Origin of the sequence: Opacimonas viscosa, assembly GCF_024199005.1 — a bacterium.
GTDB lineage: Bacteria > Pseudomonadota > Gammaproteobacteria > Enterobacterales > Alteromonadaceae > Opacimonas > Opacimonas viscosa.
The window spans coordinates 1-255 of record NZ_JANATA010000229.1 but is presented as its reverse complement, the minus strand read 5'-3'; the positions used below and the strand labels follow the sequence as shown (position 1 = coordinate 255).

Here is a 255-nt window from a genome sequence, read left to right as displayed (position 1 = left end):
ACCTGCAATAGAGACTTTTTTAACGCCTTCCACAAGCTGGATTTCGCGCTGCATCAAATCAGCAAAGTCTTCCATTTGTTTTAAGGTGTAATCTTCGCTTTGAAGCGTCATCAAAAGACCAAAGACGTCGCCAAAGTCATCGTTCACGATAGACGTGCCGGTACCCGGCGGAAGCGAGGCTTGCGCATCACCCACTTTGCGGCGTAGGTTGTCCCAGTATTGCTCTAAATCTTTGGCTTGAACGCTACTTTTTAA

The 255-nt window shown here is 47.1% G+C and carries 1 protein-coding gene; it reads right to left on the bottom strand.

Annotated features, from left to right (window positions below; translation table 11 throughout):
• A partial coding sequence (locus tag NLF92_RS13405) for a hypothetical protein (RefSeq protein ID WP_254102751.1) occupies positions 1-255 on the bottom strand: 255 nt, incomplete at both ends.